Annotated in this window: 26 protein-coding genes; 24 read left to right on the top strand and 2 right to left on the bottom strand. The window is 58.4% G+C overall.

Annotated elements, in window-relative coordinates:
* Positions 1 to 100: 100 nt before the first annotated feature.
* The 6 genes from HGHM_RS02670 to HGHM_RS02645 all read left to right on the top strand — a co-directional run bounded on the left by HGHM_RS02670 (position 101) and on the right by HGHM_RS02645 (position 6,367).
* Positions 101 to 1,411 (top strand): family 1 glycosylhydrolase, encoded by a 1,311-nt coding sequence (locus tag HGHM_RS02670; RefSeq protein WP_019139958.1) that lies wholly within the window; start codon positions 101 to 103, stop codon positions 1,409 to 1,411.
* A 219-nt stretch (positions 1,412 to 1,630) separates the two neighbouring features.
* Positions 1,631 to 2,401 carry an ABC transporter ATP-binding protein gene (locus tag HGHM_RS02665; RefSeq protein ID WP_019139957.1) on the top strand — a complete coding sequence of 257 codons (771 nt, stop codon included), beginning with the start codon at positions 1,631 to 1,633 and terminating at the stop codon, positions 2,399 to 2,401.
* Positions 2,401 to 3,108 carry an ABC transporter ATP-binding protein gene (locus HGHM_RS02660; RefSeq protein ID WP_019139956.1) on the top strand — a complete coding sequence of 236 codons (708 nt, stop codon included), beginning with the start codon at positions 2,401 to 2,403 and terminating at the stop codon, positions 3,106 to 3,108. The genes HGHM_RS02665 and HGHM_RS02660 overlap by 1 nt, the downstream gene beginning before the upstream one ends.
* A gap of 52 nt (positions 3,109 to 3,160) precedes the next feature.
* Entirely contained in the window at positions 3,161 to 4,369 is a 1,209-nt protein-coding gene (locus HGHM_RS02655; RefSeq protein ID WP_019139955.1) for an ABC transporter substrate-binding protein, read from the top strand.
* A gap of 124 nt (positions 4,370 to 4,493) precedes the next feature.
* On the top strand, positions 4,494 to 5,378 hold the full coding sequence (locus HGHM_RS02650) for a branched-chain amino acid ABC transporter permease (protein ID WP_019139954.1): 885 nt from the start codon (positions 4,494 to 4,496) through the stop codon (positions 5,376 to 5,378).
* A gap of 11 nt (positions 5,379 to 5,389) precedes the next feature.
* Entirely contained in the window at positions 5,390 to 6,367 is a 978-nt protein-coding gene (locus HGHM_RS02645) for a branched-chain amino acid ABC transporter permease (protein ID WP_019139953.1), read from the top strand.
* Between the two features lie 57 nt (positions 6,368 to 6,424).
* Here the strand turns inward: HGHM_RS02645 and HGHM_RS02640 are convergent, their stop codons facing one another.
* Positions 6,425 to 7,600 (bottom strand): iron-containing alcohol dehydrogenase, encoded by a 1,176-nt coding sequence (locus tag HGHM_RS02640; RefSeq protein WP_019139952.1) that lies wholly within the window; start codon positions 7,598 to 7,600, stop codon positions 6,425 to 6,427.
* 238 nt (positions 7,601 to 7,838) lie between these two features.
* On the opposite strand from HGHM_RS02640, the gene HGHM_RS02635 reads away from it, so the two are divergent.
* The 18 genes from HGHM_RS02635 to HGHM_RS02550 all read left to right on the top strand — a co-directional run bounded on the left by HGHM_RS02635 (position 7,839) and on the right by HGHM_RS02550 (position 22,877).
* Positions 7,839 to 8,600: a TSUP family transporter gene (locus HGHM_RS02635; RefSeq protein WP_019139951.1), complete on the top strand. Its 762-nt coding sequence runs from the start codon at positions 7,839 to 7,841 to the stop codon at positions 8,598 to 8,600.
* A 246-nt stretch (positions 8,601 to 8,846) separates the two neighbouring features.
* Positions 8,847 to 10,772, top strand: a complete 1,926-nt coding sequence (gene mnmG, locus HGHM_RS02630) for a tRNA uridine-5-carboxymethylaminomethyl(34) synthesis enzyme MnmG (RefSeq protein WP_026075642.1) — start codon at positions 8,847 to 8,849, stop codon at positions 10,770 to 10,772.
* Positions 10,773 to 10,785: 13 nt separating this feature from the next.
* Positions 10,786 to 11,454: a 16S rRNA (guanine(527)-N(7))-methyltransferase RsmG gene (gene rsmG, locus HGHM_RS02625; protein ID WP_019139949.1), complete on the top strand. Its 669-nt coding sequence runs from the start codon at positions 10,786 to 10,788 to the stop codon at positions 11,452 to 11,454.
* Entirely contained in the window at positions 11,451 to 12,083 is a 633-nt protein-coding gene (gene leuE, locus HGHM_RS02620) for a leucine efflux protein LeuE (protein ID WP_019139948.1), read from the top strand. The genes rsmG and leuE overlap by 4 nt, the downstream gene beginning before the upstream one ends.
* Before the next feature lie 6 nt (positions 12,084 to 12,089).
* Positions 12,090 to 12,860, top strand: coding sequence for a ParA family protein (locus HGHM_RS02615; protein WP_019139947.1), 771 nt, complete (start codon positions 12,090 to 12,092; stop codon positions 12,858 to 12,860).
* A gap of 9 nt (positions 12,861 to 12,869) precedes the next feature.
* Positions 12,870 to 13,754: a ParB/RepB/Spo0J family partition protein gene (locus HGHM_RS02610; RefSeq protein ID WP_019139946.1), complete on the top strand. Its 885-nt coding sequence runs from the start codon at positions 12,870 to 12,872 to the stop codon at positions 13,752 to 13,754.
* Positions 13,751 to 14,329, top strand: a complete 579-nt coding sequence (locus tag HGHM_RS02605) for an RBBP9/YdeN family alpha/beta hydrolase (protein ID WP_019139945.1) — start codon at positions 13,751 to 13,753, stop codon at positions 14,327 to 14,329. The genes HGHM_RS02610 and HGHM_RS02605 overlap by 4 nt, the downstream gene beginning before the upstream one ends.
* Positions 14,330 to 14,516: 187 nt before the next feature.
* Entirely contained in the window at positions 14,517 to 14,855 is a 339-nt protein-coding gene (locus HGHM_RS02600; RefSeq protein ID WP_026075640.1) for an ATP synthase subunit I, read from the top strand.
* 1 nt (position 14,856) lies between these two features.
* Entirely contained in the window at positions 14,857 to 15,684 is an 828-nt protein-coding gene (atpB, locus tag HGHM_RS02595; protein ID WP_026075639.1) for a F0F1 ATP synthase subunit A, read from the top strand.
* A 91-nt stretch (positions 15,685 to 15,775) separates the two neighbouring features.
* A complete protein-coding gene (gene atpE / locus HGHM_RS02590; protein WP_019139942.1) occupies positions 15,776 to 16,021 on the top strand; it encodes a F0F1 ATP synthase subunit C in 246 nt (81 codons plus the stop codon).
* Positions 16,022 to 16,105: 84 nt separating this feature from the next.
* Positions 16,106 to 16,576 carry a F0F1 ATP synthase subunit B gene (locus HGHM_RS02585; protein ID WP_026075638.1) on the top strand — a complete coding sequence of 157 codons (471 nt, stop codon included), beginning with the start codon at positions 16,106 to 16,108 and terminating at the stop codon, positions 16,574 to 16,576.
* A 2-nt stretch (positions 16,577 to 16,578) separates the two neighbouring features.
* Entirely contained in the window at positions 16,579 to 17,112 is a 534-nt protein-coding gene (locus tag HGHM_RS02580) for a F0F1 ATP synthase subunit delta (protein WP_019139940.1), read from the top strand.
* Positions 17,113 to 17,173: 61 nt separating this feature from the next.
* Entirely contained in the window at positions 17,174 to 18,709 is a 1,536-nt protein-coding gene (gene atpA, locus HGHM_RS02575; RefSeq protein ID WP_019139939.1) for a F0F1 ATP synthase subunit alpha, read from the top strand.
* 22 nt (positions 18,710 to 18,731) lie between these two features.
* Positions 18,732 to 19,601, top strand: a complete 870-nt coding sequence (atpG, locus tag HGHM_RS02570; RefSeq protein ID WP_019139938.1) for a F0F1 ATP synthase subunit gamma — start codon at positions 18,732 to 18,734, stop codon at positions 19,599 to 19,601.
* Positions 19,602 to 19,638: 37 nt separating this feature from the next.
* Positions 19,639 to 21,039, top strand: coding sequence for a F0F1 ATP synthase subunit beta (gene atpD / locus HGHM_RS02565; protein WP_019139937.1), 1,401 nt, complete (start codon positions 19,639 to 19,641; stop codon positions 21,037 to 21,039).
* Positions 21,040 to 21,105: 66 nt separating this feature from the next.
* Entirely contained in the window at positions 21,106 to 21,528 is a 423-nt protein-coding gene (locus HGHM_RS02560; RefSeq protein ID WP_019139936.1) for a F0F1 ATP synthase subunit epsilon, read from the top strand.
* 64 nt (positions 21,529 to 21,592) lie between these two features.
* Entirely contained in the window at positions 21,593 to 22,027 is a 435-nt protein-coding gene (locus tag HGHM_RS02555) for a CoA-binding protein (protein ID WP_019139935.1), read from the top strand.
* 79 nt (positions 22,028 to 22,106) lie between these two features.
* Complete coding sequence (locus tag HGHM_RS02550; RefSeq protein ID WP_019139934.1) at positions 22,107 to 22,877, top strand: SGNH/GDSL hydrolase family protein; 771 nt, start codon at positions 22,107 to 22,109, stop codon at positions 22,875 to 22,877.
* A 175-nt stretch (positions 22,878 to 23,052) separates the two neighbouring features.
* Here HGHM_RS02550 and HGHM_RS02545 read toward each other — a convergent pair whose 3' ends face one another.
* The gene (locus HGHM_RS02545; protein WP_026075637.1) at positions 23,053 to 24,777 is read right to left on the bottom strand and encodes an ABC transporter substrate-binding protein; all 1,725 of its coding nucleotides are present in this window, start codon (positions 24,775 to 24,777) and stop codon (positions 23,053 to 23,055) included.
* Positions 24,778 to 24,790: the final 13 nt, after the last annotated feature.

Raw genomic sequence — 24,790 nt, 5'->3', positions numbered from 1 at the left:
TTGCGCATCGGCGCCTCTCATCCAGAAACTCCAGCGCACGGATAGTGTCAAGCTTGTCACGCGCCTAGCGCCGGCACCAGCGCGGGGCAAGGAGACGACGATGGTATCCGGCTTTATTTTCGCCACAGGCATCGAGAACAGCAATCCGACCATCTGCCATGGAACAGTGCGCATGGATGAGATGGAGAAGTGCGGCCATTACCAGTACTGGCGCAAGGATTTCGAATTGCTGGAGGAACTCGGCATCAGCTTCCTGCGCTATGGTTTGCCGCTGCATCGCACCTGGTTGGGCCCCGGCCGTTACGACTGGTCGTTTGCGGATGAAGCCTTCGAGGAACTCTACCGGCGCGACATTGTGCCTATCGTCGACCTGTGCCATTTCGGCGTGCCGGACTGGGTAGGGAATTTCCAGAATCCGGATTTCCCGCAACTGTTTTCCGATTATGCCGATGCGTTTGCACGGCGCTTTCCCTGGGTGCAGCTTTATACGCCCGTCAATGAAATGTTCATCTGCGCCTTGTTCTCCGGCTTGTATGGCTGGTGGAACGAACAGGGTCGCGAGGACCTGACATTCGTGACTGCGCTCAAGCACCTGGCCAAGGCCAACGTCCTGTCGATGCAGCGTATCCTGCAAGCCAGGCCGGATGCCTTGTTCGTGCAGAGCGAATCGTCGGAATACTTCCATGCCGAGAATCCGCATGCGATCAAGCCGGCGGAAATCATGAATGCGAGGCGATTCCTTTCCCTGGACTTGAATTATGGCCGTCGGGTGGATTCGGATGTCTACGAATACCTGATGGACAATGGGATGACGCGGGAGGAATACCATTTTTTCCTGGCCAACAATCTGAAGCACCACTGCATCATGGGGAATGACTATTACATGACCAATGAGCATCTGGTAAGGGCAGATGGAAGGTTGAAAGGGTCGGGAGAGATCTTTGGCTATGCGGTCATCACCCATCAGTATCACGACCGTTACCGGATGCCGGTCATGCATACCGAAACCAATTCGGCGCAAGGCCCGCAAGGCGATGAAGCGGTCAAGTGGTTGCGCAAGCAGTGGGCGAATGTACTGCGTGTGCGCAATGACGGCGTGCCTATCGTCGGCTTTACCTGGTATTCGCTGACGGACCAGGTGGACTGGGATACCTCGCTGCGCGAAAACAATGGGCATGTGAATCCGCTGGGCCTGTACGACCTCGGACGAAGCATCCGCCCGGTAGGGGAGGCGTATCGACAGCTGATTCGGGACTGGAAGGAAGTCTTGCCGACGCAGAGCGTCTGCCTGCAGGTCCCGATCGTCGCGCCCAGCGAGCATCGGGAAGAATGGGCGGTACGCAAGCGCCAGCAGTCTGTGCGCACACGAATCGTGGTCAGCCAGGTCAGGATCCAGATTCCTGAGGAGTGAAAGCTTGTGTGCGGGGCACGGAGAGTAGTAAGTAGAATTGCTTAGGTTTTTATCAATATTCTTTTTCGCCTTGCTTAAAAGAAATGCGTTAAGATTGATCTAAGATAAACATTTAGCAAAACAGCTATTTTCCGTGTTGCCATCAACTCTTCGTCCTGTGTAGTGTGTAAAACTTTCCTGCACAAGACTTTACGTTCGCAATAACTATATGGAGAGCCCATGGCGGATGTGATATTGGAGACAAGACACCTGACCAAGGAGTTCAAAGGGTTTACCGCGGTCAATGATGTCAACCTGCAGGTACAGCGAGGACATATCCATGCCTTGATCGGGCCGAATGGCGCGGGCAAGACGACTTGCTTCAATCTGCTGACCAAATTCCTGGTGCCGACGTCCGGGCAGATCCTGTTTAATGGGCGCGACATTACGGCAGCGCAGCCAGCGCAGATTGCGCGCCAGGGCATCATTCGTTCCTTCCAGATTTCAGCAGTGTTTCCGCATATGACTGTGCTGGAAAACGTGCGGATCGGCTTGCAGCGCCCCTTGGGCACATCGTTTCATTTCTGGAAGAGCGAAAGGACCTTGTCTTCTCTCGATGAACGCGCCAGGGAATTACTGGCTCAGGTGGATCTGGCGGCGTTTGCCGACACGATGACCGTTGATTTGCCGTATGGCAGAAAGCGCGCCCTGGAAATTGCCACCACGCTGGCGATGGAACCGGAACTGATGCTGCTGGATGAGCCGACCCAGGGCATGGGACATGAAGACGTGCATCGGGTGACCGAACTGATCAAGAAGGTTTCAGCCGGCCGCACCATCCTGATGGTCGAGCACAACATGAGCGTGGTCTCTGGTATTTGCGACCGCATCTCCGTCCTGCAGCGGGGCTCCGTCCTGGCTGAAGGCAGTTATGAGGAAGTCTCGCGCAATCCGCAGGTGATGGAAGCCTACATGGGCACCACGACCGGCGCGCTGGAAGGAGCGCATTGATGGCAGCGGCACTGGAAATCAAGAATCTGCAAGCCTGGTATGGCGAATCGCACATCCTGCATGATGTCAATCTGACGGTGGCACCGGGTGAAGTGGTGACGCTCCTCGGCCGTAATGGCGCCGGTCGCACGACGACCCTGCGCGCCATCATGGGCTTGACCGGCACACGCAAGGGTTCGATCAAGATCAATGGGGTCGAAGCCATTCATTTGCCAACGTACAAGGTGGCCCACCTCGGCGTGGGCTATTGTCCCGAAGAGCGCGGCATCTTTGCCTCGCTGTCGGCGGAAGAGAACCTGATGCTGCCGCCTTTCGTATCGAAGACCGACCGCGGCATGTCGATCGACGAGATTTACGAAATGTTCCCGAACCTGGAGGAACGCCGGTCCAGCCAGGGTACCCGTTTGTCGGGCGGCGAACAGCAGATGCTGGCGGTGGCGCGTATTCTGCGCACGGGCGCCAAGCTGTTGCTGCTCGACGAGATTTCCGAAGGCCTCGCGCCGGTAATCGTGCAGGCGCTGGCGCGCATGATCACGACGCTGAAGGCCAAGGGCTATACCATCGTGATGGTGGAACAGAATTTCCGGTTTGCCGCCCCCCTGGCGGACCGGTTTTATGTGATGGAGCATGGGCAGATTGTCGAAACCTTTGCTGCATCGGAGTTGGGCAACAAAATGCCCGTGCTGCATTCGCTGCTCGGGGTATAACAAAAAGCAGTGCAGACCTAAGGATCCGCATTGCACCTTAAAGGAGATCGTCATGAAATTGAAAGCAATTGCATTTGCCGTTTCCACTGCCGTAGCGGTTGGTCTGACAGGCGCCGCACACGCGCAGATCTCGGGCGACGTGATCAAGATCGGCCTGATCACCGACATGTCCGGCCTGTATGCCGATATCGACGGCGCGGGCGGAGCAGAAGCGGTGAAAATGGCGATTGCCGACGTGGGTGGCGCAATCAACGGCAAGAAGATCGAATTCATCGTAGCCGACCACCAGAACAAGGCGGATATCGCCGCTTCCAAAGCACGGGAATGGTTCGACCAGGAAGGCGTCGACATGCTGTTGGGCGGTACGAATTCCGCCACCAACCTGTCAATGGCGAAGATCGCTGCTGAAAAGAAGAAGCCCTTCATTTCGATCGGTGCCGGCACGGCTCGCCTGACCAACGAAGACTGCTCGCCTTATACCGTCCACTATGCGTATGACACGGTAGCACTCGCCAAGGGCACCGGTTCGGCGGTGGTGAAGCAGGGCGGCAAGACCTGGTTCTTCCTCACGGCTGACTACGCATTCGGCACCTCGCTCGAAAACGATACGGCCGCCGTGGTGAAAGCCAATGGCGGCAAGGTGCTGGGCAGCGTCCGTCATCCGCTGTCGGCGTCGGACTTCTCTTCCTTCCTGCTGCAGGCGCAATCTTCCAAGGCCCAGATCCTGGGTCTGGCCAATGCCGGCGGCGATACCATCAATTCCATCAAGGCTGCCAACGAGTTTGGCATCAACAAGTCGATGCGCATGGCCGGCCTGCTGATGTTCATCAATGATGTGCATTCCCTCGGGCTGAACCTGACCCAAGGCATGTACCTGACCGACAGCTGGTACTGGGACCAGGATGACCAGAGCCGCAAGTGGTCGAAGCGCTATTTCGACAAGATGAAGAAGATGCCGTCCAGCCTTCAGGCGGCAGATTACTCGGCAGCGACTCAGTATTTGAACGCGGTCAAGGCTACCGGTACGGATGACGCCGACAAGGTCATGGCTTACTTGAAGAAGAACAAGATCAGCGACTTCTATACGAAGAATGGAGTGGTCCGGGCGGATGGCCGCATGGTGCATGACATGTACCTGATGGAAGTGAAGAAACCTTCCGAGTCCAAAGCCCCATGGGATTACTTTAAGGTCTTGCAAACGATCCCGGGTGATCAGGCATTCACTACGAAGGCGGAATCGAAGTGTGCGCTCTGGAAGTAAGCGCGTTCTTCAGGCGATAACTATAAATATTTAAAGCAGTTGGTCCGAACGCGCGGGATTGCCTGATGCGTTCGGACGACGGCCGCTTTCTTCCCTCATCTAGAGAGTCTTCTCGCATACTGCCATGGAAATCTTCGGCATCCCTTTGCAAGCGATGTTGAGTCAGCTGTTGCTCGGCCTGGTCAACGGCTCTTTTTACGCCATGCTGTCGCTGGGCCTGGCAGTGATTTTCGGCTTGCTCAACGTTATTAATTTTGCGCACGGCGCCCTTTATATGATGGGCGCATTTTTCGCCTGGATGGGGCTGAGCTACTTCGAGATCAATTACTGGGTGATGCTGGTGTTGGCACCCTTGCTGGTCGGGGTGTTCGGCATCATCATCGAGCGCAGCATGCTGCGCTGGTTGTACAAGCTTGACCATTTGTACGGCTTGCTGCTGACCTTTGGCATCACCCTGATGCTCGAAGGCTTGTTCCGCTCCTTCTATGGAGTATCCGGGCAACCGTATTCGGTGCCGGAAGCCTTGGCCGGTGCGTTCAACCTGGGTTTCATGATCCTGCCGAAGTACCGGGCCTGGGTGGTAGTGGCGTCGCTCGTGGTGTGTCTCGCAACCTGGTTCGTCATTGAAAAGACCAAGCTCGGTGCCTATCTGCGTGCCGGCACGGAAAACCCCAAGATGGTGGAAGCCTTCGGCATCAATGTGCCGCTGATGGTGACGCTCACCTATGGTTTCGGCGTGGCGCTGGCGGCATTTGCCGGAGTGCTGGCGGCCCCGGTAGTGCAGGTGTCGCCGCTGATGGGCTCGAATCTGATCATCGTGGTATTTGCCGTTGTCGTGATCGGCGGCATGGGCTCGATCCTCGGAGCAATCATTACCGGACTGGGACTGGGCGTCATCGAAGGCTTTACCCGCGTGTTTTATCCGGAAGCCTCGGCCACCGTGGTATTCGTCATCATGGCCATCGTGTTAATGCTGCGGCCGGCTGGCTTGTTTGGCCGGGAAAAGTAAAGGTGGGATTTATGAACAAGAAACTGGGATACGCCATTGCTTTCCTGTTGGCGCTGGTTGCACCGTTTGTGCTTTATCCGGTATTCCTGATGAAGATCCTGTGCTTCGCCTTGTTTGCCTGCGCCTTCAACCTGTTGATCGGCTTTACCGGCTTGCTGTCCTTTGGTCACGCTGCGTTCTTCGGCGGCGCCGGCTATGTGACCGGTTATGGCCTGAAGGCAATGGGATTGCCGTTTGAGCTGGGTATGCTGCTGGGAACGGCAGCGGGCGCGGCCATCGGATTGGTCATGGGGATATTGGCGATCCGGCGGCAGGGAATTTATTTCACCATGATCACACTGGCGTTAGCGCAGATGCTGTATTTCGTGTGCCTGCAGGCGCCGTTCACCGGTGGCGAGGATGGCTTGCAGGGAGTGCCGCGAGGAAAATTACTGGGCTTGGTCGATCTGTCCAGCGATTTGATGATGTACTACGTAGTGCTGGCGATCGCCACCGCCGGCTTTGCCTTGATCGTGCGCACCATTCACTCGCCCTTTGGGCAAGTTCTGAAAGCGGTCAAGGAAAACGAGCCGCGCGCTGTTTCGCTGGGCTATGACGCCGACCGCTTCAAGCTGCTGGCGTTTGTGCTGTCGGCAGCGCTCGCCGGTCTGGCTGGCGCCACCAAAACAGTGGTGTTGGGCTTTGAAACCTTGACCGATGTGCACTGGACCATGTCAGGCCTGGTCGTGTTGATGACCTTGGTTGGCGGCCTGGGCACGCTTGCAGGGCCGATCGTCGGCGCCATTGTGATCGTGGCTCTGGAAAACCGCCTGGGTGAACTCGGCAACTGGCTCGCCGCCTTGACTCACATTGAATGGTTCCGTTCGATCGGGGAGTCGGTCACCATTGTCACCGGCTTCATCTTCATCGTCTGCGTGCTCGCCTTCCGCCGTGGACTGGTAGGCGAGCTCGGGGCTTTGTTCAAGCGCCCGGCTGCGCAGTCCAAGTAAGAAGTTCATCTAACCCCGGGGCGATGTGCCCCGGGAATCTCTGCAAGTCATTCCCCCTTACCAGGCCGCCGCATAAATCGCACGGGCATCTTCACGGGTAACTTCGCGCGGGTTATTGGTCAGCAGTCGGGTTTGCAGCATGGCATCGTCCGCGAGCCGGTCGATGTCGGCTTCGGTGATGCCTACTTCACGCAACCGGGTTTCGATTCCTACCCGTTCCGCAATTTCCTCAAGCTTCGCGATGAACGCATGGGTACGTGCCTCTGCCGTGCCGGTGGCGTCCGGCACCAAGATTTCGGCAAGCTCGGCGTAGTGAGGTGCGGCGTGGGACGCATTGAAGCGCAGGACATGAGGCAGGACCAGGGAATTCGACAAGCCGTGGGGCACATGAAAGATCCCGCCAACCGGGTAGGCGAGGGCGTGCACGGCCGCGACCGGGGCATTGGCAAAAGCCTGGCCGGCCAGAGTTGCGCCAAGCAGCATCGATTGCCGAACCCCGAGATTTCTGCCGTCTTCGCATGCGGCGACAAGGTTTTCGGAAAGCAATGCCAGCGCTTTTGTCGCTAGCAGGTCGGACAAGGGATTCTTTTTGTGCTTGCTGGTATAGCTTTCAATGGCGTGCACCATGGCATCGATGCCGGTTGCTGCAGTGACCTTGGGCGGCAAGCCAAGGGTCAGTTCGGCGTCGAGGACAGCCAAATCGGCGTATAGCTGCGGCGACACGACGCCCATCTTGGTGGTTTCCCCGGTCGTGACGATGGAAATGGGTGTCACTTCGGAGCCAGTTCCGGCCGTAGTGGGTACTTGCACTAACGGCAAGCGGCTGCCTTTTACATTGCCGATGCCGTACATCGATTTCAGGTCCTGGCCGCTTCCCGCCAGGACCGCAATCAGTTTCGCAACGTCCATCGAGCTGCCGCCGCCCAAGCCAATAACAAGGTCGGTTTCATATTTGCGCGCTTCCGCAGCCGCCTGTAACACGATCTGTTCCGGTGGGTCTGCGAGCACACCGGAAAAGATGCTGACGTCGATATTATTGGATCGCAGGCTGGCGACCGGGGCATCAACCAGACCCGTTTTCAGAAATCCGGCATCGGTCACAATCAGTGCGCGTCGCACCTGGGAAAAGCGCATCCTGATCTCTTCGCCCAAGCGTTTGGCGGCGCCAGCTTCACAGAGGATGTGCGGGACAGTGCTGAAGCTGAAGGGGGAAAGGGTTTGAGCGGTAGCCATGGTTGTCTCCTCATTTTTTACGGGTATGGACGCCATTTTAACCACTTGCGCTCCACCCGTTCTCGGATGTCGCATCGGACTCTTTGCTTGCTTCAAGGAATCAGGCAGCTCTATTGGCGCGGTAAAATGGCGGGCTTTCCCCGAAGGTTTTTCCGCCAATTCTGTTCAGGTTATCGCATGATTCTTTCCATTTTTTTCTCCACCCGCATCAGGGAACGTTCGTTCGCCGGAGTTGCGCATGGTTGATTATCTCGTCCTGTGCGCGGCAGCTTTTCTAGCCGGCTTGATTGATGCAGTTGTCGGTGGTGGCGGTTTGATCCAGATCCCGGCATTGTTTACCGCCTTGCCGAATGTCCCCGCGGCAACGTTATTTGGTACGAACAAGCTTGCGAGCATTTGGGGAACGAGTGCTGCTGCCGCGACACTGGCGCGCCGGGTAAAGCTGGAGTGGAGTACGGCTGTGCCGGCCGCTTTGGCGGCCTTTGTTCTGGCTTTCCTCGGGGCGTATACCGTTACCCGTGTTCCGCCGGATTTCATGCGCAAGCTGCTCCCCTTCATTTTGATTCTGGTGGCGTTGTATACGTTGAAGAAGAAGGACTTGGGTAGCCTGCATGCTCCGGTACATACCGGACTGAAGGAAAAAGTCTTGGCTGTCATTGTCGGGGGCGGGATCGGGTTTTATGACGGCTTCTTTGGTCCGGGAACGGGAAGTTTTTTAGTCTTTCTGTTTGTGCGCTTCTTCGGCTTCAATTTCCTTGGCGCGTCAGCCGTGGCAAAAGTAGTCAATGTGGCTTGCAACCTGGCCGCATTGCTGTGGTTTGGCTACAGCGGGCATGTTCTGTGGCAGTTGGGTATCCTGATGGCGGCTTTTAATATCGCTGGCTCTATGGTGGGCAGTCATCTGGCGGTACGCCATGGCAGCGGTTTTGTGCGCAAACTATTTTTGATAGTGGTGGGCTCCTTGATTCTCAAGACGGGCTATGACGCCTTCCTGAAATAGCGTTTCTGTGTTTCACGTGAAACATTTCTTGTCTGGCTTTGATTAGGGCGTGCACATGCATCCGCATTTGGCTACCTTTGAGGATGGGGCAGGACGGGATGCTTTGCACTCCCAAGAAGGTTTCACGTGAAACAATTCCCCTAAGGTCAAGCGATCCCAAACGGCAAGCCGGCAAAACGCCGTATAATTTCGCCTTCAAGGCTTTGCCTGTTCACGTGCCTTCCCAATCTCTTCACAGGCCAAATCATGCTTTTCCCTACAGAGTTTGACGTTATCGTCGTTGGCGGTGGCCACGCCGGCACCGAAGCTGCCTTGTCTTCTGCCCGAATGGGGCAGAAGACATTGTTGCTCACTCACAATATCGAAACCCTTGGTCAAATGTCGTGCAATCCTTCCATCGGGGGTATTGGCAAGGGGCATTTGGTAAAGGAAGTCGACGCCTTGGGTGGTGCCATGGCAATTGCCACCGACGAGGCGGGTATTCAGTTCCGCATCCTCAATTCCTCCAAGGGGCCCGCCGTACGAGCGACCCGTGCTCAGGCCGACCGCATACTATACAAGCAAGCGATTCGTTCACGCCTGGAAAATCAGCCAAATCTGTGGCTCTTCCAGCAGGCGGTAGACGACCTGATGGTGGAGGGCGATCGGGTCGTGGGGGCCGTCACGCAAGTCGGAATCCGGTTTCGCAGTCGTGCCGTGGTGTTGACCGCTGGTACTTTTCTCGACGGAAAAATTCACGTCGGTCTGAACAACTATTCGGCAGGGCGCGCCGGTGATCCGCCGGCCGTTTCCCTGTCTGCGCGCCTGAAGGAGTTGAAGCTGCCGCAGGGGCGCTTGAAAACAGGCACCCCGCCACGCATCGATGGTCGCACCATCGACTTTTCTGTCATGGAAGTGCAACCGGGCGATCTCGATCCGATTCCGGTGTTTTCAGTGATGGGCTCGGTGGACTTGCATCCGCAGCAGCTGCCATGCTGGGTTACACATACCAATGAACGCACCCATGACATCATCCGCGGCGGCCTCGATCGCAGCCCGATGTACACCGGCGTCATTGAAGGCGTCGGTCCGCGCTACTGTCCTTCCATTGAAGACAAGATCCATCGTTTTGCCGACAAGCAATCGCACCAGATCTTCCTAGAGCCGGAAGGGCTGACTACCAACGAGTTTTACCCGAACGGTATCTCCACCAGCCTGCCTTTCGATGTGCAGCTTGAGTTGGTGCACTCGATTCGCGGCTTGGAAAACGCGCATATCCTGCGGCCGGGCTATGCGATCGAGTATGACTATTTCGATCCGCGCGGCTTGAAAGCGTCGCTGGAAACCAAGGCGATCCAGGGACTGTTCTTCGCCGGCCAGATCAATGGCACTACAGGCTACGAAGAGGCCGCCGCCCAAGGCTTGCTGGCCGGATTGAATGCCGCCTTGTACACGCAGGGCAGGGAAGCGTGGACGCCACGGCGCGACGAAGCCTATCTTGGCGTTCTGGTTGACGACCTGATCACCAAAGGCGTGCAGGAGCCATACCGGATGTTCACCAGCCGTGCCGAATACCGCTTGAGCTTGCGAGAAGACAACGCCGATCTGCGCCTGACTGAAATCGGGCGCCAGCTCGGCTGCATCAGCGATGCTCAGTGGGAAGTATTCGAGAGGAAGCGCGAAGCGGTGGCAAGGGAGCTCGAACGCCTCAAATCGACATGGGTCAATCCCCGTCTGGTTCCCGAGGCAGAGGCGCAACGCGTGCTGGGAAAGGCAATCGAGCGAGAGTACGCGCTCACTGATTTGCTTCGCCGGCCGAATGTCAGCTATGAATGCCTGATGAGTCTCAAGGGTGCAGACGGGCAGAACCTGGCCGGGCCTGGTGTCACGGACGAAGCCGTGCGCGAGCAAGTGGAAATCCAGGTGAAGTACGCCGGCTACATTGACCGCCAGGCGCGCGAAGTCGAACGCCATGACTACTATGAAAACCTGAAACTGCCGGCCGCACTCGATTACATGGAAGTCAAAGGATTATCGATCGAGGTTCGGCAGAAGTTGAACAAGCACCGTCCGGAAACCCTCGGACAGGCGTCGCGCATTTCCGGCGTGACCCCAGCGGCGATTTCCTTGTTGCTGGTGCATCTGAAAAAGGGCGGCTTCAAGGAATTCGCCGCGTCTCAGGCAGCAGCGTGAGCGGCGGCAGACCATGAGCGGATTTGACCGGCCAGCGCTGTTACGCACACTGGAGCAGGGCAGTGCTGAGATGCAACTGGCCTTGACCGAGCGGCAGTCAGGCCAATTGCTGGATTACCTTGCGCTCTTGCACAAGTGGAACGGAGTCTACAACCTAACTGCCGTACGCGACCCGGCGCAGATGGTGACGCAGCACCTGCTGGATTCGCTCGCCGTGGTGCCGGCATTTGCTGATGCGATGAATGTGCTGGACGTCGGCGCCGGTGGCGGTCTTCCCGGAATGGTGCTCGCGATCGCCCGCCCGGACATGCAAGTGGCCATGGTCGACACGGTACACAAGAAAACAGCCTTCCTGACCCAGGCAAAAGCGGAGCTCGGACTAGGAAACGTGACTATCCATACCGCGCATGTGGAGCAGCTGAAGGTGCCGCGCAAGTTCGATGTCATTACCTCGCGCGCTTTTGCCGAACTCGCCGATTTCGTCACCTGGTCCGCCCATCTGCTGGAAGAGGGCGGACGCTTCATTGCGATGAAGGGCATCCTGCCGAAAGACGAGATTGCGCGTTTGCCCCAGGAATGGCGAGTGCTTGAAGTGCACCCGTTGGCGGTGCCCGGCCTGAAGGCCGAGCGGCATCTGGTATTCATTGAAGCCACTGAAAAAGCGGAAGGAAGCAGGCCATGAATCCGTTCTTCCATGCCTTGGGCATCACCGATGCCTGGCAACTGATCGCAGCCACCATGGTGTTCCTCATGTTGCCGGGGCCCGGTACGTTCTGTGTGCTGACCTGCAGCGCCCAGCGCGGCTTGCGCGGAGGTTATGCTTCGCTGTTCGGCCTCATGCTGGGCGATGCCATCCTGATGTTCCTTGCCGCGATCGGCGTGGCAGCCTTGCTTCAAGCCAATCCGCTGTTGTTCAAAGGCCTGCAGTACCTCGGCGCCGCCTATCTCGCTTATCTCGGCATCAGGCTACTAGCGGCGAAGCAGGGCGGTAACGACAAGACCGTGCCCTTTTCCCATCTCGCCGATTTTCGCCGTGGCCTGTTCGTCACCCTGATTAATCCGAAAGCCATCGTGTTTTACATGGCCTTTTTCCCGCTCTTCATTGACCCGGCCACGCATCAAGGGGCGCTGACTTTTCTCACTATGGGATTGATGATTTCAAGTTGCACCTTGTTTTACGGCAGCGTGCTCGTGCTGGCCGGCAATGCGGCCGCCAAGCGCCTTGCGCATCACCAGCGCCTCGCGGCTTTCGCGTCCAAGGCGGCCGGCATCTTCCTGATCGGCTTCGGAATCAAACTCACTACCAACTAAAACTACATGGCAAAAATCTTTTGCATCGCCAATCAGAAAGGCGGTGTCGGCAAAACCACTACCGCCGTCAATCTCGCGGCGGGCCTTGCTCAATTGCAGCAGCGTGTTCTTCTGGTCGACCTCGACCCGCAGGGCAACGCCACCATGGGCGCGGGTATCAACAAAGCCGAGCTGCAAGCTTCGGTGTACCAGGTGCTTCTCGGCATGGCCGATGTGAAGACTGCGCGCGCCACGTCCGAAACTGGCAAGTTCGATGTCTTGCCCGCCAATCGCGAACTGGCCGGCGCCGAGGTCGAAATGGTCGAGCTCGACAACCGGGAAAAGCGCCTGAAGGCGGCCCTGGCAGAAGTGGACGCCGATTACGATTTCGTCCTGATCGATTGCCCGCCGGCGCTGTCGATGCTGACGCTCAACGGCTTGTGTGCCGCGCATGGCGTGATCATCCCGATGCAGTGCGAATACTATGCACTCGAGGGTTTGTCCGACCTGGTCAATACCATCAAGAAAGTCCATGCCAAGCTCAACCCCGACCTGAAAATCATCGGCTTGCTGCGGGTGATGTTCGATCCGCGCATGACCTTGTCACAACAGGTTTCCGAGCAACTGGAGCAGCACTTCGGCGACAAGGTATTCAAGACCTTGATCCCGCGCAACATTCGCCTGGCTGAAGCACCGTCGTACGGCATACCGGGCGTCAGCTTCGACCCAACCTCCAAAGGCGCGCAAGCCTATATCCAGTTCGGCGCCGAAATGGTGGAACGCATCCAATCAATGTAAGGGGCAGACATGGCCATGAAAAAACCCAAGGGACTGGGACGCGGACTGGATGCCTTGCTCGGAGGCTCGTCGGACATCGCCGAGGCCGTGCCCAGTGTTGCAGGCGCGCCTTCCACGCTGAGTGTCACGCAAATGCAGGCCGGCAAATATCAGCCGCGCACGCGCATGGATGAAGGTGCCCTGAATGAGCTCGCCGCATCTATCAAGGCACAGGGCTTGATGCAGCCCATTCTGGTGCGTCCACTCGACGGCGACGGCAAATATGAAATCATTGCCGGCGAACGCCGCTTCCGCGCTGCCCAGATCGCCGGCCTGACGGAAGTGCCGGTGCTGGTCAAGGATGTCGATGACCAGGCCGCCGCTGCCATGGCCCTGATCGAAAACATTCAGCGCGAAGATTTGAATCCGCTGGAAGAAGCGCAAGGCATTCACCGCCTGATCAGCGATTTCAATTTCACCCATGAACAGGCGGCCAATGCAGTCGGCCGCTCACGCAGCGCCGTCTCCAATCTGTTGCGTCTATTGAATCTCGCCAAGCCGGTACAAACCATGCTGATGGCGGGAGACATCGACATGGGCCACGCTCGTGCATTGCTGGCCGTCGACGCCGCGACTCAAATCACCCTGGCCAACCAGATCCTTGCCAAGCGCATGTCGGTGCGCGAAGCGGAAAAGCTGGTGGTGCGGGCCACCACCGAGCAGGACACAACAGGCAAGGCCCGCGTCCAGAAAGAGAAAACGCGCGACATCGCCCGCCTTGAAGAGGAACTGTCCGATACCCTCGCAACCGCCGTCTCGATCAAGCTGGGCGCGAAGAACAAGGGCCAGTTGATCATTGACTTCGCCAACCTCGACGTGCTGGACGTCGTGATCGCCAAACTGCGCGCTGCATGAGCGCCGGCCTCGAAAGCAATGCCCTGGAGGGCGCGACGATCCTGCTTCTTCCCGGCCTCTACAATTCCGGCCCCGGCCACTGGCAAACCCATTGGGAAGCGATGCTGCCGAATGCAAAACGTGTGCAACAGCAGAAATGGGACAGCCCTTGCCGTTCCGACTGGGTAGCCACTCTGGATGCAGCGATTGAAACCCAGGATGGTCCGGTGATACTCGCTGCGCACAGCCTCGGATGCGCATTGACTGTTTGGTGGGCCGCGGAGCACGGTCACAAAAGCCATGCGGAGAAAGTCAGGGGTGCATTGCTGGTTGCGCCGCCCGATGTCGAGCGGGATGGGTTTTCCGCATTCGCTTCCGGATTTGCCCCGATGCCGCGCGCTGCCTTGCCTTTCCCGGCGATCGTCGCGGCATCATCCGACGACCCCTGGTGCGACCTGGTGCGGGCGCAATCCTGGGCTGCTGACTGGCGCGCGCGCTTTTGTCCCATCGGTGCACAAGGCCACATCAACGCCGACAGCGGCCTGCATGACTGGCCGCAAGGAAGGCGCTGGCTCGCGCAGTTGGCAAGCGGCTAAGCTACTGAAAAACCAGCGATTTTTACTTTTAATTCGGCATGGCAAATGTTTGACGCCTGTGCGACAAAGCCCTTATAATCCCGTGGTTTCACAAAACGCACCACCACGAAGCATTCCCGAGACATACTGCGGCCTGTAGCGCTTGCCATGGATCCTGGCCCTACGGATTGCACGACACCTGACTTACATGCTGCGCGTCGTCCTCCTGCAATTAATGGCCACGGTCGCCGCCGGATTGGTGGCAGGACTCCTCGGTGGAATGCACGCGCTGATTTCGGCGCTGCTGGGCGGCTTGTGCTGTGTGGTGCCAAATGGCTTGTTCGCAATGCGCCTTTTCATAAGCGCGCGCAAGCCGGGAACGGTGAACCCGATGACGTTTTTCATCGGCGAATTCATCAAGATTGCGTTGACGATTGCGCTATTGGGCGCAGTTGCTTGGCTGTACCGCGATTTGAACTGGCTGGCGATGATCGCTGCCTTCATCGTGGCGCTGAAGAGTTACATCATCTTATTATTTAGGCACTGACATGTCATCTCAAACGGCTGAAGCTGCGGCGCACGCGCCAACTGCGTCCGAGTACATCGTTCACCACCTCGGACACCTGTCGACTCATCATCAGGAAAAGATCGTCGACTTCTCTATCATCAATATGGACACCGTGTTCTGGTCCGTCGCGATGGGTGTAGTCGCGTGTTTCTTCATGTGGATGGCTGCCCGCCGTGCCACTTCCGGCGTTCCTGGTCGCTTCCAGGCTTTTGTGGAAATGATTGTCGAAATGGTCGAAGACCAGTCCAAGGCCATCGTCCACGGCGACCGCACCTTTATCGCACCCCTCGCGCTCACCGTATTCGTCTGGGTCGCATTGATGAACTCTCTCGACTTCCTCCCGGTCGACCTGTTCTCCGGCATCTTCCGCCTGATGGGCATCGATATCCATCACCGCGTCGTTCCGACCGCCGACTTGAACGGCACGCTCGGCATGTCGCTCGGCGTCCTGGCTCTGATGCTTTATTACGGCATCAAGATCAAGGGCCTCGGCGGCTGGCTGCATGAACTGTTCGCCGCTCCTTTCGGCATCTGGCTCGCGCCGTTCAACCTGCTGTTGAATATCATCGAATACCTCGCCAAGGCCGTTTCGCTCGGCATGCGACTGTTCGGCAACATGTACGCCGGCGAACTGCTGTTCCTGCTGATCGCGTTGCTCGGTTCCACCGCCACTGCCTTCGGCTTCATTGGCCAGGTAATTGCCGGTTCCGCATGGGCGATCTTCCACATCCTTATCGTTTTCCTGCAGGCCTTCATCTTCATGATGCTGACCCTGGTCTACATGGGCCAGGCACACGAGGGCCACTAAGGATTCCGCGTCACGAATCGAAAGATAGTAGTAAGTAAAGAAGTTTGTTTTTCATTTTTGTTTTTAACCTTAACCTTTTGAAGGAATTGACATGACTGACGTCTCTTTTGTTGCTCTGGCTTGCGGCTTGATCATCGGCCTCGGTGCTATCGGCGCCTGTATCGGTATCGCACTGATGGGCGGCAAATACCTCGAAGCTTCGGCTCGTCAGCCTGAATTGATGAACACCCTGCAAACCAAGATGTTCCTGCTGGCCGGTCTGATCGACGCGGCGTTCCTGATCGGTGTCGGTATCGCCATGCTGTTCGCGTTCGCGAACCCGTTTGTCGCTGGCTAATTACCTGGCGCCTCAGCGCTAGCCGACTCTCAACTGCCGAACCAAGCGGTTCGGCACTCGTTATTCTGAGAAGGAAAAAACACCGTGAACTTAAATGCAACTTTGTTTGCGCAGTTCGTGGTCTTCTTCATCCTCGCCTGGTTCACGATGAAATTCGTGTGGCCGCCGCTGATGAAAGCGCTCGACGAGCGTGCCGAGAAGATTGCGAACGGCTTGGCCGCCGCCGACCGCGGCAAGGCAGAAATGGCTGCCGCCGAAAAGCGTGCGCAGGCTGAATTGGCCTCAGCCCGCGATGAAGGTCAGAAGCGGATCAATGACGCCGAAAAACGTGCCCAGTCGATCATCGAGGAAGCCAAGAAGACCGCAGCCGAAGAAGCCGCACGCATCATTGCTGCAGCCAAGGCAGACGCGGAACAGCAGGTAACCCGTGCGCGCGAAGAATTGCGCGGTGAGGTCGCCAGCCTCGCAGTGAAGGGCGCGGAGCAGATCCTCAAGCGCGAGGTGAACGCAGCGGCACACGCCGACCTGTTGAACCAACTGAAGACTGAGCTGTAATCATGGCCGAACTCGCAACGATTGCTCGTCCTTACGCAGAAGCCCTGTTCCGCGTGGCCCAGTCCGGCAACCTCGCGGCATGGTCCGATCTCGTATCGGAAATGGCGCAAGTTGCGGCCCTTCCCGAAGTCCAGAACTTCGCCAACAACCCGAAACTTTCGGATCAGCAGATTTCCGACACCTTCCTGTCGTTGCTGAAGTCCAAGGTCACGCCTGAAGCGAAAAACTTCGTCGCGATGCTGGTTCAGAACGGCCGCCTGGCATTGCTGCCTGAAATCGGCGCGCAATTCCATGCATTGAAAAATGCTGAGGAAGGCGCGGCCGACGCGATTGTCACGAGCGCCTTCGAATTGTCCGATGCGCAACTGAAGGATCTGGTGGCGGTGCTGGAAAAGAAATTCGGCTGCAAGCTCAAGCCTACGGTAACTGTGGACAAAGCGCTGATCGGCGGCGTTCGTGTGGTGGTGGGCGATGAAGTGCTCGACACCTCGGTACGCGCCAAACTGCAACGGATGCACGCAGCCTTAGCGCCGTGATCGGCGGCCCAGCCCGCCATCCTTCCGCTGCTAAGCAGAGTGAACAATTTTAGGAGTTAGTATGCAACTCAACCCGTCTGAAATCAGCGAACTGATCAAGAGCCGGATCCAAGGCCTTGGCGAGACCGCTGAGATTCGCAATCAAGGCACGGTCATCTCCCTGACCGACGGCATCGCGCGCGTGCATGGTCTGTCCGACGCAATGCAAGGCGAAATGCTGGAATTCCCGGGCAACACCTACGGCCTCGCCCTGAACCTCGAGCGCGACTCTGTTGGCGCCGTTATTCTCGGTGAATACGAGCACATTTCCGAAGGTGACACGGTCAAGACGACCGGCCGCGTGCTGGAAGTGCCGGTCGGCCCTGAACTGCGTGGCCGCGTGGTCAATGCACTTGGCCAGCCAATCGATGGCAAGGGCCCGGTCAATACCAAGCTGACCTCCCCGATCGAAAAGATCGCCCCGGGCGTTATCGCACGTCAGTCCGTGTCGCAGCCGATGCAGACCGGCCTGAAGGCAATCGACTCCATGGTGCCGATCGGCCGTGGCCAGCGCGAGCTGATCATCGGCGACCGCCAGACCGGCAAGTCGGCCGTTGCGGTTGATACCATCATCAACCAAAAAGGCCAGAACATGACATGTATCTATGTCGCGATCGGCCAGAAGGCATCGACCATCAAGAACATCGTGCGCGCTCTCGAGCAGCACGGCGCGATGGAATACACCATCGTCGTCGCCGCTTCCGCTTCCGAGTCCGCAGCGATGCAATACATCTCGGCCTATTCCGGCTGCGCGATGGGCGAATACTTCCGCGACCGCGGCGAAGACGCACTGATCGTGTACGACGACCTGTCCAAGCAGGCCGTGGCCTACCGCCAGGTTTCGCTGCTGCTGCGCCGTCCGCCGGGACGCGAAGCATTCCCGGGCGACGTGTTCTACCTGCACTCCCGCCTGCTCGAGCGTGCCGCACGCGTGAACCCCGACTATGTCGAGAAGTTCACCAATGGCGAAGTGAAAGGCAAGACCGGTTCGCTGACCGCTCTGCCGATCATTGAAACCCAGGCTGGCGACGTGTCCGCCTTCGTTCCGACCAACGTGATTTCGATCACCGACGGCCAGATCTTCCTCGAGACTTCCCTGTTCAACGCAGGTATCCGTCCCGCGATCAACGCCGGTATTTCGGTGTCCCGCGTCGGTGGCGCTGCACAGACCAAGGTCATCAAGGGCCTGTCCGGCGGTATCCGTACCGACCTGGCGCAGTACCGTGAACTTGCAGCGTTCGCGCAGTTCGCATCGGACCTCGACGAAGCGACTCGCAAGCAGCTGGACCGCGGTGCACGCGTGACCGAGCTGCTGAAGCAGCCGCAATACTCGCCGCTGCCGATCTCGCTGATGGCCGTGTCGCTGTTCGCAGTGAACAAGGGTTATTTCGACGACGTCGCGGTGAAGGATGTGCTGGCATTCGAAGCCGGCCTGCATAACTTCATGAAGACCAGCCACGCTGCGCTGCTGCAGAAGATTGAAGAGACCAAGCAACTCGACAAGGACGGCGAAGCACAGATGGCCGCCGCGATTGCCGACTTCAAGAAAACATTCTGAGCCGCTGAAGGAGTAAAACCTCATGGCTGCAGGTAAAGAGATACGCGGCAAGATCAAGAGCGTAGAGAATACGAAGAAGATCACGAAGGCGATGGAAATGGTCGCCGCATCCAAGATGCGCAAGGCGCAGGACCGGATGCGCGCGGCCCGTCCCTACAGTGAAAAGATTCGTACGATCGCCTCCAATCTGTCGCAGGCCAATCCGGAGTACACGCATCCGTTCATGGTCAAGCAGGAAGGTTCCAAGACGGTCGGCATCATCGTGGTGACGACTGACAAGGGCCTGTGCGGCGGCATGAACACCAACGTGCTGCGCCTGGTGACCAACAAGATGCGCGAAGTCGAAGGCCAGGGCAAGAAGGTCGAAGCCGTCGCCATCGGCAACAAGGGCCTCGGCTTCCTGCATCGCATCGGCGCGAAGGTCGTGTCGCAAGCAGTCCAGCTCGGCGACACGCCGCACCTGGACAAGCTGATCGGCCCGGTCAAGGTACTGCTCGATGCATACCAGGAAGGCAGGCTCGACGCGGTATACCTGTGCTACACCAAGTTCATCAACACGATGAAGCAGGAACCGATGATGGAGCAGCTGCTTCCGTTGTCCGCCGACCGGCTGTCCGTCGACAAGGGCAACATGTCCTGGGACTACATCTACGAGCCGGATGCACAGACCGTAATCGATGATCTGCTGGTGCGTTATGTCGAAGCGCTGATCTATCAGGGCGTCGCCGAAAACATGGCGTCCGAACAGTCGGCGCGCATGGTGGCCATGAAAGCCGCCAGCGACAACGCAGGCAATGTGATCAGCGAGCTGAAGCTGGTGTACAACAAGACCCGCCAGGCCGCGATCACCAAGGAACTCTCCGAGATCGTCGCCGGTGCGGCAGCGGTTTAACTGAAAAGAATCTAAATTAAATATTGAAGGAACGAATATGGCTGATGGCAAAATCGTTCAGTGTATCGGCGCCGTGGTGGACGTTGAGTTCCCGCGCAACGCGATGCCCAAGGTGTACGATGCCCTGAAAATGGAAGGCTCCGAGCTGGTCCTGGAAGTGCAGCAGCAGCTGGGCGACGGCATTGTCCGCACCATTGCGCTGGGCTCTTCCGAAGGTCTGCGTCGCGGCATGACGATTCAAAGTACCGGTGCACCGATTTCGGTGCCAGTCGGTCCGGCAACTCTGGGCCGCATCATGGACGTGCTGGGTAACCCGATCGATGAACGTGGACCGGTCGCAACCGACGTTCGCGCCGCGATTCACCGCAAGGCCCCGGCTTACGACGAACTGTCCCCCTCGCAGGAATTGCTCGAAACCGGCATCAAGGTGATTGACCTGGTTTGCCCATTCGCGAAGGGTGGTAAGGTCGGTTTGTTCGGCGGTGCAGGTGTGGGCAAGACCGTGAACATGATGGAGCTCATCAACAACATCGCAAAAGCGCACTCCGGTCTGTCCGTGTTCGCCGGTGTCGGTGAGCGTACTCGCGAAGGTAACGACTTCTACCACGAAATGGCGGATTCCAAGGTTGTTGACCTCGACAACCTGGCGAACTCCAAAGTGGCGATGGTGTACGGCCAGATGAACGAGCCGCCGGGCAACCGTCTGCGCGTGGCGCTGACCGGTCTGACGATTGCGGAATCCTTCCGTGACGAAGGCCGGGACGTGCTGTTCTTCGTCGACAATATCTACCGCTACACCCTGGCCGGTACCGAAGTGTCCGCGCTTCTGGGTCGTATGCCTTCCGCCGTGGGCTACCAGCCGACGCTGGCCGAAGAAATGGGCCGTCTGCAGGAGCGCATCACCTCGACCAAGACCGGTTCGATCACCTCGATCCAGGCCGTGTACGTGCCTGCCGACGACTTGACCGACCCGTCTCCGGCGACTACCTTCGCGCACTTGGACTCCACCGTGGTTCTGTCACGTGACATCGCTGCGCTGGGTATCTATCCTGCGGTCGATCCGCTGGATTCGACGTCGCGCCAGCTTGACCCGAACGTGGTCGGTGCAGAACACTATGAAACCGCCCGCGCCGTTCAGGGCACTCTGCAGCGCTACAAGGAATTGCGCGACATTATCGCGATTCTCGGCATGGACGAACTGGCACCGGAAGACAAGCTGGTGGTGGCACGCGCCCGCAAGATGCAGCGTTTCCTCTCCCAGCCTTTCCACGTCGCTGAAGTGTTCACCGGCTCACCCGGCAAATACGTTCCCCTGAAGGAAACGATCCGGGGCTTCAAGATGATCGCATCCGGCGAGCTGGATCACCTGCCGGAACAGGCCTTCTACATGGTCGGCACGATCGACGAAGCCATCGAAAAGGCCAAGAAGATCCAGTAACCCCGAGCGGCGCACCACGCGCCGCTTGCGGTACCAAGTCTTCAGACGGACATAAGGGTTCTCACAATGGCAAACACTATCCACGTAGACGTCGTCTCGGCCGAAGAGCAGATCTTCTCCGGCGAAGCGGAATTCGTCGCGTTGCCGGGTGAGGCGGGCGAGCTGGGTATCTATCCCCAGCACACTCCGCTGATCACGCGTATCCGGCCGGGCGCAGTCCGCATCAAGACCGCTGGCCAAGCCGAAGACGAGTTCGTCTTCGTTGCTGGCGGCCTGCTCGAAGTGCAGCCGAATGCCGTCACCGTCCTCGCCGACACCGCCATCCGCGGTGCCGACCTGGACGAGGCGAAAGCCAGCGAAGCCAAGCGGCTGGCCGAAGAAGCCCTGAGCAATCGCGAATCGAAAATCGACTACGCGAAGGCCCAGGCGGAACTGGCAGCAGCAATGGCTCAGCTCGCGGCAATCCAGAAGCTGCGTCAAAAGCGCTGATCGGTCGTACGCACTACAATGAAAGGCAGCTTCGGCTGCCTTTTTTGTTTCCGAGAGGGATGACATGGAACAGCAGGACGACCCAATCTCTGCCATTCTCAGGCAAGCACGCACGATTGCCGTGGTCGGCCTGTCCGAAAAGGACCACCGGCCAAGCCATACCGTAGCGCGCTACCTGCAGATGCAGGGCTATCGCGTCATCCCCGTGAATCCGGTGAGTGCGGGTGCTCACATTCTCGGTGAGCTATGTTACGCCGGGCTCGAAAACGCCGCCGCCGCTCTGGAAAAGGAGGGTACGCAGATCGATATCGTCGACTGCTTCCGCAAATCCGAGTACATCCCGCAGATCGTCGATGACGCGATCAGGATCGGGGCGCGCTGCGTCTGGATGCAGCTAGGCGTCAGCGATCCCCAAGCCGCCGCAAAAGCTGAAGCCGCCGGACTGTTCGTTGTGATGGACAAGTGCATTAAGATCGAGCATGGATACCGTGTCGCATAGCAGGCGAACCTGCCTGACTCGTCCCCGTCCGGCAACTGCATCAAGCCGTACTTCCCGCTCGCCATAGGAACGATCGACGATGCGCCATTGGTGGCCCGAGATGCTTGCGGTCCCGCTACTCCCGCTTCTGCTCCTTCAGGGCCGGCGCACGCGACGCGTCACGCCACGGCTGCCGGAAGCCGGCGGGCCACACAGCGGCATCATGCTTCCAGCCGCGGGAGCGCCCGCTGCAACCCCGCTGCGTCTGCTTGCCATTGGCGAATCGCCGGTCGCCGGCGTCGGGGTATCGAGCTATGAAGAAGCAATCACTGCTCAATTCGCCCGTGTTCTCGCCGCTTGCATGGCGCGGCCAGTACACTGGCAAGCGTACGGCGCAAATGGCGCCACCGTCACCAGTGCGCTGAAGACGCTGCTGCCAAGCGTTCCACGGCATCCGGTCGATATCCTCCTCGTTGCATTCGGCGTCAACGACAGCACCGAATTCCGGTCAGTTGCCCGCTACCGCGCCGCCCTTCAGGAATTGATCAATGATCTTGACGCGAGCGCAAGCCCCAAGCTGGTCATCATTTCCGGCGTTCCGCCGCTCCACATCTTTCCGGCACTGCCCCAGCCATTGCGCCACGTGCTTGGCCTGAAGGCTCAAGCACTCGACAGAAGCGCCCGCCAGCTCACCTCCGGGTCGGTCAACATGCTCCATGTGCCGATGCCTACCCGGCTGACCAATCGCGGCCTCATGGCCACCGATGGCTATCATCCCTCGGCACTCGGCGCCGCATTGTGGGCAAATTGCCTGCTGGATGCCGTGCTCGCGCATCCGGCAAGCGGAAAGACTTTCGGAGCTGGCCCGTAGATGCAGGTACGCCCGGCGGCTGAAGCAAGCCAACCAGCAGGCATACCTTGTCAAGAAAGGAAAGCGGGCATAGCCCCACCCTTGCAGAGGGAAGGGGGTTAAACCGGAGTCTTGTCGGAAAACCTTTCCAGGATCGCCGGCAAAGCTGCATACCGGCGGAGCCACCAAGCCCGGATTACTTCACCCGGCCTTCCTTCCAGGCCTGCAGCAGCTTGTCATAGGCAATCGTCTCGCCTTTCGGCTTCTCATTGGCCAGTTTCGTCCAGGGCGCGCCCTTGTCAGACAGCCACTTGTTCGGATCGCCTTTCGCGTTCAGCTTCGGGGCGCAATTCTTCATGCCCGCGCGCTGGAGCCGCGCCATCACCTGATCCATTTCTTCCGCCAGGTTATCCATGGCCGCCTGCGGCGTCCTTTCCCCCGTCACCGCCGTGGCCACATTCTTCCACCAAAGCTGTGCCAGCTTCGGATAATCCGGCACGTTCGTCCCGGTTGGTGTCCATGCCACCCGCGCCGGGCTGCGGTAAAACTCGATCAGGCCGCCATACTTCGCCGCATTCTTCGTAAAGTAGTCATGACGGATATCGGAATCGCGGATGAAGGTCACTCCGACGATCGACTTCTTCAGCGACACCGTCTTGGCAGTCACGAACTGTGCATACAGCCATGCAGCCGCGCGACGCTCGGGCGGCGTCGACTTGAAGAAGGTCCAGGATCCGACGTCCTGATATCCGTTCTGCATGCCGTCTTTCCAGTAGGGGCCGTGCGGCCCGGGCGCCATGCGCCACTTCGGCGTGCCGTCCGGATTGATGACGGCCGGTGCTTTCGTCATTGGTGCGGTGAACGCGGTGTACCAGAAAATCTGCTGCGCGATATCGCCCTGTCCCGGCACCGGGCCCGCTTCCGAGAAGGTCATGCCGCTGGCCTGCGGCGGTGCATATTTCTTGAGCCAGTCAATGTACTTGGTCAGCGCGTAGACGGCGGCCGGCGAATTGGTTGCACCGCCCCGCGCCACCGACGCACCGACTGGCGTGCACTTGTCGTCCGCCACGCGGATGCCCCATTCATCAACCGGCATGCCGTTCGGAATGCCCTTGTCGGCGGATCCGGCCATCGACAGCCAGGCATCGGTAAAGCGCCAGCCGAGCGAAGGATCCTTCTTGCCGTAGTCCATGTGGCCATAGACTTTCTTGCCATCGATCTCTTTCACGTCATTGGTAAAAAAGTTGGCGATGTCCTCATAGGCCGACCAGTTCTGCGGCACCCCGAGCTCATAACCATATTTCGCCTTGAACTTGTCCTGAAGGTCCTTGCGCGCGAACCAGTCGGCCCGGAACCAGTAGAGATTGGCGAACTGCTGGTCCGGCAACTGGTACAGCTTGCCGTCTGGCGCCGTAGTGAAGCTGGTGCCGATGAAATCCTTCACATCCAGTCCGGGATTGGTAAATTCCTTGCCTTCACCCGCCATGTAATCGGAGAGAGGAATGATGGCGCCGTAGCGGTAGTGGGTGCCGATCAGGTCGGAGTCGGAAATCCACCCGTCGTAAATGCTTTTGCCCGACTGCATCGACGTTTGCAGCTTCTCCACCACATCGCCTTCCTGGATGATGTCATGGTTGACCCTGATGCCGGTGATTTCCTCGAATGCTTTGGCCAGCGTCTTGGACTCATAGACATGGGTATCGATGGTCTCCGATACCACGTTGATTTCGTTGACGCCCTTCGCTTTCAGCTTGCTGGCGGCATCGATGAACCATTTCATTTCCGCCAGCTGCTGCTGCTTGTTCAACGTCGAGGGCTGGAACTCCTGGTTCACCCACTTCTCGGCCGCCTGCATGTCCGCCCAGGAAGCGCCAGACACCAGCATCGCCACAGCCGCCAGTACTGTCAGTCGTAGTTTCATGTCTTCTCCTCTT

It is taken from the genome of Noviherbaspirillum massiliense JC206, from assembly GCF_000312045.1.
Classification (GTDB): domain Bacteria; phylum Pseudomonadota; class Gammaproteobacteria; order Burkholderiales; family Burkholderiaceae_D; genus Noviherbaspirillum; species Noviherbaspirillum massiliense.
The sequence above is the reverse complement of the archived record's forward strand: the minus strand, read 5'-3'. Positions and strand labels throughout refer to the sequence as shown.